The 7,248-nt window shown below is 64.2% G+C and carries 7 protein-coding genes; 3 read left to right on the top strand and 4 right to left on the bottom strand.

Annotated features, from left to right (window positions below; all coding sequences use genetic code 11):
- A partial coding sequence (locus tag QMZ05_RS39825; RefSeq protein WP_353705727.1) for an RNA polymerase sigma factor occupies positions 1-471 on the bottom strand: 471 nt, incomplete at its 3' end.
- A 104-nt stretch (positions 472-575) separates the two neighbouring features.
- Positions 576-1,523, bottom strand: coding sequence for a LysR family transcriptional regulator (locus tag QMZ05_RS39820; RefSeq protein ID WP_353705726.1), 948 nt, complete (start codon positions 1,521-1,523; stop codon positions 576-578).
- Between the two features lie 68 nt (positions 1,524-1,591).
- Here QMZ05_RS39820 and QMZ05_RS39815 point away from each other — a divergent pair, with 68 nt between their 5' ends.
- Both QMZ05_RS39815 and QMZ05_RS39810 read left to right on the top strand, forming a co-directional pair.
- Positions 1,592-2,656, top strand: coding sequence for an aromatic ring-hydroxylating dioxygenase subunit alpha (locus tag QMZ05_RS39815; protein WP_353705725.1), 1,065 nt, complete (start codon positions 1,592-1,594; stop codon positions 2,654-2,656).
- 386 nt (positions 2,657-3,042) lie between these two features.
- Entirely contained in the window at positions 3,043-4,194 is a 1,152-nt protein-coding gene (locus tag QMZ05_RS39810) for an alpha/beta fold hydrolase (RefSeq protein WP_353705724.1), read from the top strand.
- A gap of 81 nt (positions 4,195-4,275) precedes the next feature.
- Here the strand turns inward: QMZ05_RS39810 and QMZ05_RS39805 are convergent, their stop codons facing one another.
- Together QMZ05_RS39805 and QMZ05_RS39800 are read right to left on the bottom strand one after the other, a co-directional pair.
- Positions 4,276-4,626 (bottom strand): RidA family protein, encoded by a 351-nt coding sequence (locus QMZ05_RS39805; RefSeq protein WP_028334578.1) that lies wholly within the window; start codon positions 4,624-4,626, stop codon positions 4,276-4,278.
- Between the two features lie 304 nt (positions 4,627-4,930).
- Complete coding sequence (locus QMZ05_RS39800) at positions 4,931-6,382, bottom strand: CDGSH iron-sulfur domain-containing protein (RefSeq protein ID WP_353705723.1); 1,452 nt, start codon at positions 6,380-6,382, stop codon at positions 4,931-4,933.
- A gap of 105 nt (positions 6,383-6,487) precedes the next feature.
- Between QMZ05_RS39800 and QMZ05_RS39795 the strand changes: the two genes are divergently transcribed.
- A complete protein-coding gene (locus QMZ05_RS39795) occupies positions 6,488-6,835 on the top strand; it encodes a helix-turn-helix domain-containing protein (protein WP_050629610.1) in 348 nt (115 codons plus the stop codon).
- The last annotated feature ends 413 nt before the right edge of the window (positions 6,836-7,248 follow it).

The raw sequence follows: 7,248 nt of genomic DNA, 5'->3' as shown, positions 1-7,248 counted from the left end.
GATGAAGACGAGGCGGAACGCCTCGGGCAGCTCATCGATCGCGTGCTCGACGACATGCTGGATCTCACGCTGGGCCATGGATTTTTCCGGATCGTCTGTTGACGACAGGGGGAACTGGATGATCTGCGCCTCAAGGGTGCCTTTCGGCAGCTCGGACCACTCCACGCTGCTGCGCCTGCTCCGTACGCGACCGAGCGCCTCGTTGATCGCGATTCGCGATAGCCAGGTCGAGAGGCTGGAGTCGCCGCGGAACTGGTCCAGATGGGTGAAGGCGCGCACATAGGCGTCCTGCACCACGTCCTCGGCCTCGTTGTCGTTACGCAGGATGCCGCGCGCCAGCCGGAACAGCCGGCGGTTATTCGCCTGCATGATGGCGCGGATCGCGGCCTCGTCGCGGGCGATCGCGCGTTGCACGAGTTCGGCATCGCCCGAGCTGATCGGCGACAGCGACGTGACATGGGCCTGGCGCATGGCGGGATCGCCCTTCACTGTTGGCTGAATAATACCATTGGATGCCAAGCCGGCGCACAGGTTCCCGACAAAATGGCGATCAGCCAAAAAGACCCGATCGGCGGCTACGGCCTGATATAGGCCTCCGGATCGCCGCGCGCATGCGCTTCCATCGCATCGAGGAAGCAGCGGACCTTGGCCGGGACGAATTGCCGCGCCGGCAGCAGCGCATGCACGTTGAGCGGCTCGCAGGCATGATCCGGCAACAGCCGCCGCAACTGGCCGGCCGCAACCGCGGCGCGGGTGTAGCTCGCGGTGACCCGCAGCACGCCATGGCTGGCGAGCGCCGCCTGCAGCCGGACATGGGCATTCGAAGAGGTCAGACGCGCGCGATCGACCGCGAGATGCTCGACCGCGCCGCCGGGTGCGGTGATCGCCCATGGCGGATCGCTGGGGCCGGTCAGCAGCGGCAGTTGTCTCAATTCATCCAGCGTGCGCGGCTCGCCGAATTTCTCCAGCAGCGCCGGCGCCGCGAACAGGCCGCGCTCCAGGGTGAAGACGCGGCGGATCACGATGCCGGCCGACGGCAGCGGCGCCTCCAGCATCGCGAACACGATGTTGTAATTCTCGGCGATCGGGTTGACGATGTCGTGCTCGACGTCGATCCGGATCGCAAGCTCCGGATAGCGGCCCATCACCGCGCAGGCGACAGGCCCTGCGTGATGCGCGCCGAATTCGTACGGCGTCTTGATGCGGAGCGTGCCCGCCACCGCGCTCGACATCGCCAGCGCCTCGCTGCGGGTGTCGTGCAGCGCGGCGAACAGCGGACGGACCTTGCGATAGATGGTCTCGCCGGAATCGGTCAGCCGCAGGTGCCGCGTGGTGCGTTCGATCAGCCGCAGCCCGAGATTGGCCTCGAGACGCTGCACCGCAGCACTGAGGCTCGATTTGGGGTGGCCGAGCACGCGCGCAGCCGCGGTGAAGCCGCCATGCTCGACAACCTCGCAAAACAGCTCCCAGTCGCGCCACTCCATGGCCGATTGTCCATCCACCGGTACAGTGTGTCCAGCCAAATCGGATTATCCCGATCGCCGGGATCACCTAACCTGATTGCAAGCAAATTTGCATCGGGAGGGTGACAATGGCCGACGACGGAATTTTCCTGCGCAACGCCTGGTACGTGGCGGCGCTGAATCACGAGCTGATCGACGGCAAGAAGCTGGCGCGCACCATATTGGAGCGGCCGATCGTGATCTATCGCGGCGCCAGCGGAAAGGTCGTCGCGCTCGATGACCGCTGCTGCCATCGCGCCGCGCCGCTCTCGATGGGACGCGTCGAGGGCGACGACATCAGGTGCATGTATCACGGCATGAAGTTCGCGGCCGACGGCAAGTGCATCCAGATCCCGGGCCAGGACGCGATCCCCGCCAAGCTCGGCGTGCGCAGCTATCCCGTGGTCGAGCGCTACAACATGATCTTCATCTGGACCGGCGATCCCGAGAAGGCCGATCCGAAACTGGTCCTCGACTATCCGCCGCTGGAAGATCCCAAATGGCGCGGTTTGCCGGGGTATATGCACTACAAGGCCAACTGGCTTTTGATCGTCGATAACCTCAGCGATTTCGCGCATCTCGCCTTCGTGCACACCAACACGCTCGGCGGCTCCGAGGAATACGCCTACAAGACCAAGCCGGTCGCGATCGAGAAGCTCGACGACGGCTTCCGCGTCGAGCGCTGGCACATGGGCGCCGATGCGCCGCCCTACCACAAGAAGGTGATCTCCAACCGCGACGACAAGGTCGATCGTCGCAATATCGGCCGCATGATCGTGCCGGGCATCTTCACGCTCGACACCACGTTTGCGCCGGCCGGGCAGGGCGTCGAGAAGGGCGTTCAGGTTCCGGGCACGCGGTCATACCGCAACGCGCAGTTCATGACGCCGGAGACGCGCTCCTCGACGCACTTCTTCTGGAACTATCTGCACGATTTCGACACCGACAATCCGAACATTTCGCTATCGCTGCGGCATTCCCTCGAGGAAGCCTTCAACGAGGACAAGGACTTCATCGAGGCGCAGCAGAAGGTGCTCGACGTCGATCCGGATTATCAGTTGCTCGCGATCGGCGCCGATGCGCCGCTGACCTATTTCCGCTGGCTGTTCGCGCGCAGGCTCGAGGTGGAGCGCACCGCCGCCCGAGCAGCCTAAAGCATGATGAGTTTAGATCGAATCGCCTTCGTCGCCCTCGCTTCACCTCTCCCGATTTGCGCAGCAAATCGGGTGAGGGGCCGCAGCTCGAACGAGGGACTGTAACCCCACCACCCGGCGCTGCGCGCCGACCTCTCCCAAGGGAGAGGTGAACCTGCGCTGCCGATCCCGCCCAACCCAATCTCATCACGCGCTAGTCGGAGCGGCCGGTGGCCCTCTTCCTGGCCGGAACGCCATCCCGGGGATCGCGAGATCGTGAACCCCGGCATGGCGGCTACTCCCTTTGATTTGGCGTAGAACTTTCGATCTGAATTCGTCGGTTCTTGATCGGGGTCCAGGTTTCGACCCGTGCTGGCCGGACCATGTCGGCGGCGATCAATCGGTGAATGACTTTGACCGAAAACGCGAAGCCACCGGAACGGGAGACGCGCGCCGTCCAGGCGCAGCACGCCTGGCTGTGGCCGTTTGAAGCCACGAGGCTGGTGCTTGACGCATATTGGCAGTGGTACGCCGACCACGCACCCGGGCGTGCAGACCCGGGCGACGCACAGCTCGCCTGGACGACGCCGAACCGGATCGCGCTCGAACTGCCATCGATGCATCTGCTGGATTTTTCGCAGGCCGCGCGAGGCCAGCCGCTGCTGATCTGTGCGCCCTACGCGCTGCACCGCGCGCTGATTGCGGATTTCGCGCCCGGCCACAGCCTGATCGAGACGCTCCAACAGTCAGGCATTGCGCGTCTGTATCTCACCGATTGGCGCTCGGCCACGCCTGAGATGCGCTATTTCTCGATCGACAGCTATCTCTCCGACCTCAACGTCGCCGTCGACACGATCGGACCGCCGGTCGATCTTGTCGGTCTCTGCCAGGGCGGATGGCTGTCGCTGCTCTATGCCGCGCGTTTCCCCGGCAAGGTGCGGCGGCTCGTGCTGGCGAGCAGTCCGATCGACGTCTCGGTGCCATCGCAACTCTCCGGGATGGTGGCCGCGCTGCCCGAGCAGAGCTTCGCGGCGCTGGTGCATCAGGGTGACGGCATCATCAGCGGCAAGCACATGCTGCAATGCTGGAGCATTCCCTTTGGCCTGCAGGATGTGGAAGCCGTGCTGCAACGGGGCCTGCGCGACGCATTGGACGATGCCCGTTCGCTGCTCGATCGTTTCCAGCGCTGGAATCGCGAGACGCTTGATCTGCCGGGCGTCTACTATCTCGAGGTGATCAACTGGATTTTCCGTCAGAACCGGATCGCTCGCGGAGAGTTCGTCGCGCTCGGCCGCAGGATCGATCTCGCCGAGGTGAAGACGCCGGCCTTCCTGCTGGCCGCTGACGATGACATTGTTGTTCCGCGCGATCAGGCGTTTGCGACAGCGCGACTGTTGGGCACGCCGCCGATGTGGCTGGAGCGTGGCACCGAACCGTGCGGGCACCTCGGCCTGTTCATGGGCTGCAAGGCGCTGACCGGCTCATGGCGCCGGATCGCGCGCTGGCTTCAGTCCGACATCGGTGATGCCTCGGCTCAACGGCCACGGATCAGTGCGTAAGGCTGCGGATGAAACAAGCCCCGGATTGCGGTTTGCAATCCGGGGCTTCGAGAGATCTCGCTCGATCAGCGTGCGCGGGGCTTACTTAGCCGCGACGACCATGATCTCGACATTGTACTGCGGCGCCGCGAGCTTGGCCTCGACGGTGGCGCGGGCCGGGGTGTTGCCCTGGGAGACCCAGCCATCCCACACCGCGTTCATCTCGGGGAAGGTCTTCATGTCGGTGATGTAGATGGTCGCGCTGAGCAGCTTCGATTTGTCGGTGCCGGCCTTGGCGAGATGGCCGTCGATGATCGACAGGATGTCCTTGGTCTGGTCGGTGACGCTGCCGCCCGCGGCCTTGCCGGCGACGACGCCGGCGAGATAGACGGTGTTGCCGTGCACGACGGCCTGGCTCATGCGCGGGCCGGTTTCGAAACGCTGAATGCTCATTTGGGTCTCCACTTGAATGGCGGGCACTGTCTAGCGTGCCAGATCGGTCCGCGCTACTGCGCATTTTGCAACGCGGCTGATGGAAATCGCTTAAATTGCACCGAGATCGCGGCGACCACGAACACAGTGTCGTCCCGGACAAGCGAAGCGCGATCCGGGACCCATAACCACAGAATTCAGTCGTGAAGCACACTGCGGCCCCAGCGCACTCAACGAATTGGAGCGGTGGTTATGGGTCCCTGCTCCCGTGCGCAATTGCGCACTAGGCAGGGACGACAGCGGAGATTGCCCCGGCGCAATCGCATCAGGCCGGGGGGCTCAGCGCATTAATCCAGCGCGCGAACAGCGCCACCTGCTCGGCCGGCCAGGCGCCGTCGCACGGCATGGTGCCGGCTTCCAGGCGGGCGAGGATCTGCCGGCTGTGCCGCACGACGTCGGCCTCCTTCCAGAGGTCGAAGGCGAACAGCATCGAGCTGCGATCCATCGGTCGGAACAACGGCCGGATGTGCTGTTCGAACTGCACCGCCTCGCCGGGGCCGGGAAGCGCGACGCCGGTTTCGTTCGCGGCCTGCGCATCGCCCGCGATTGCGGATGGCCGCGCGGCCGGCGTCGCGTTGCAGACCCACCACCAGCGCGGCACCGGCATGTTCGGTGGCGGCTTCGCGTAGGCGCCGGAATTCTCCACGGCGATCCGCGAGCCCCATTCGATGTAGGCGACGAAGGCGGCGCGGAATTCCGGATCGGATGGCAGTCCGGCATCGTCGGCGCTCTGCACCATGTAGGTGGCCCACAGCGCGCGCTGCTCCGGCCGGATCTCCTTGCCGATGTGTTGCGACACCATCCGCCGGTAACCGCCATAGCGCTCGGCGTAGAAGCGCGGTCCGCCGAACACCTCGCTGAGCCAGGCCGCGACCCGTTCGGGATGATCCGGCGACATCTCGGCAAACAGCGGGCCGAGCAGTGGATCCTCCGGCACGTAGCGGCTGTAGAAGATGCGCGTCATGTCGAGCAGCGCGGGATAGCCGCCGGCCCATTCGAACAATGTCGGCTCGCGCAAGGGATCGGGGACGGGGTCGTGAAATCCGACATTCCAGTGTATGCCGCTGCAGAACGGCTTGTTCAGCGACGCGCCGCAGCGGCACAGGCTGGCATGTTCCTGCGATGCACCCGCGTTCCGTGCGACCGGTACGCCATCCTCATCGACGAGCTCGACATCACCGGTGACGCGATAGGGGCCGTCCTTCGATATTTCGACCTGCGGCGGCCGGCTGACGTCGGACAGGTTGGCGTCCCGCTCGGGACCAATACCGATGCCGAGCGCGCCCGACGGGCATCTGCGCACCGCGTTGATGAGGTCGTCGAGGCGCGCGCCGCTCGGCGCAATGAACGGTTCTTCGCCGAGATGGAATACCGATTGCAGCCGCTCGTTGCAGAAGCCTGAATGCGCGCAGGTGCCGCGGTTGTCGAACACATGGGCCTGCTGCCCGGCATAGACTTCGAGCTTGTCGGGCACGCGCCGCGGATCCCTCGCGTCTGTGAAGCCGCGCGCGATGTGGCTGTCGTCGCAGAACGGTTTGCTCCGCGATTGTCCGCAGCGGCACAACCGCACGGGTGTTTCGGCTGCAACCGGCACACCGAGATGATCGACGATCGCAATGCCGGGGTCGGGTTCGTAGGGCCCGTTGCGTCTGACGATGATGCGCTTGCGCGCGGGTTGCTTGTCGCTCGCACCTTGGGCGGAATAGTCGTCTGTCATGCCTTGCAATGATCCCTAAGCTCGCCCAACCCGTGCGAAGCGTGCTTAGATGGATCGACGGCGGCTCTCAACGAACCAGATGGAAAGTGCCGCGGGAGAGTTGCGATGATCCGCAAGACCAAGCGCAAATATGGTTGTCCGGTCGAGTTCTCGATCGATCAGCTGAGCGGCAAATGGAAGACGGTGATCTTGAGCCGACTGAAGGTCCGTCCGATGCGCTATGGCGAGCTCCGCCACGACATCCCGCAGCTCAGCGACAAGGTGTTGACCGAGCGGCTGCGCGATCTCTGCAATTCAGGCTTCGTCAAGCAGGAGCGCGGCGGCGGCTCATCGCGCTACTGCCTGACCAAGCGCGGCGAGATGCTGAAGCCGATGCTGCAGGCGCTCTACGATTGGGGCGAGGCCAACGCCGACACATTCGGCGTGCGCTTCGCCAGCGCGGAGGTGGAGTAGGGCGTGTGCTCATAAAAGCAACGAGACTCTTTCGGGGCTCACGTCTGCTTAGCACCCAACAGCGGCGCGAGAGGCCGACATTCCGGGACCTCCGCTTTGGGCCAACAGCCGACATACGCAGCTAGACTTATGCGCCCACCTCCCGGACCAAGGTCAAACCGGCAGCGGACTGGATTGACGCTACTTCGACGGGTCGGTAGATGTTTTGTCAACCGCATCACCAATCATTAAAAGGGACGGTTGATGTCGCTTTCTCGAAGTGCGTGGTGGAGGCTCTTCGGCTTCGGCACCCTATACCTACTATTTGGTGGTTTTGTCCTCGGTCACGCTTTATTCGATCAATGGACACACAGCGAGATTCTCCGACAAGGAGTGACCACCACAGCCCACATCTTCAGCATAAAGTACAATGC

The sequence above is a fragment of the Bradyrhizobium sp. INPA03-11B genome, from assembly GCF_040446015.1.
In the GTDB taxonomy this organism is placed as follows: Bacteria; Pseudomonadota; Alphaproteobacteria; order Rhizobiales; family Xanthobacteraceae; genus Bradyrhizobium; species Bradyrhizobium macuxiense_A.
Note: the sequence above shows the minus strand (reverse complement) of the source record. Positions and strands in the feature narration are given on the sequence as shown.

What these genes read in the sequence shown, in the direction of transcription:
- QMZ05_RS39815 (WP_353705725.1), top strand. Translation starts at nt 1,592, where the DNA reads ATGGCCGACGACGGAATTTTCCTGCGCAACGCCTGGTACGTGGCGGCG.
- QMZ05_RS39810 (WP_353705724.1), top strand. Translation starts at nt 3,043, where the DNA reads ATGACTTTGACCGAAAACGCGAAGCCACCGGAACGGGAGACGCGCGCC.
- QMZ05_RS39805 (WP_028334578.1), bottom strand. Translation starts at nt 4,626, where the DNA reads ATGAGCATTCAGCGTTTCGAAACCGGCCCGCGCATGAGCCAGGCCGTC.
- QMZ05_RS39800 (WP_353705723.1), bottom strand. Translation starts at nt 6,382, where the DNA reads ATGACAGACGACTATTCCGCCCAAGGTGCGAGCGACAAGCAACCCGCG.
- QMZ05_RS39795 (WP_050629610.1), top strand. Translation starts at nt 6,488, where the DNA reads ATGATCCGCAAGACCAAGCGCAAATATGGTTGTCCGGTCGAGTTCTCG.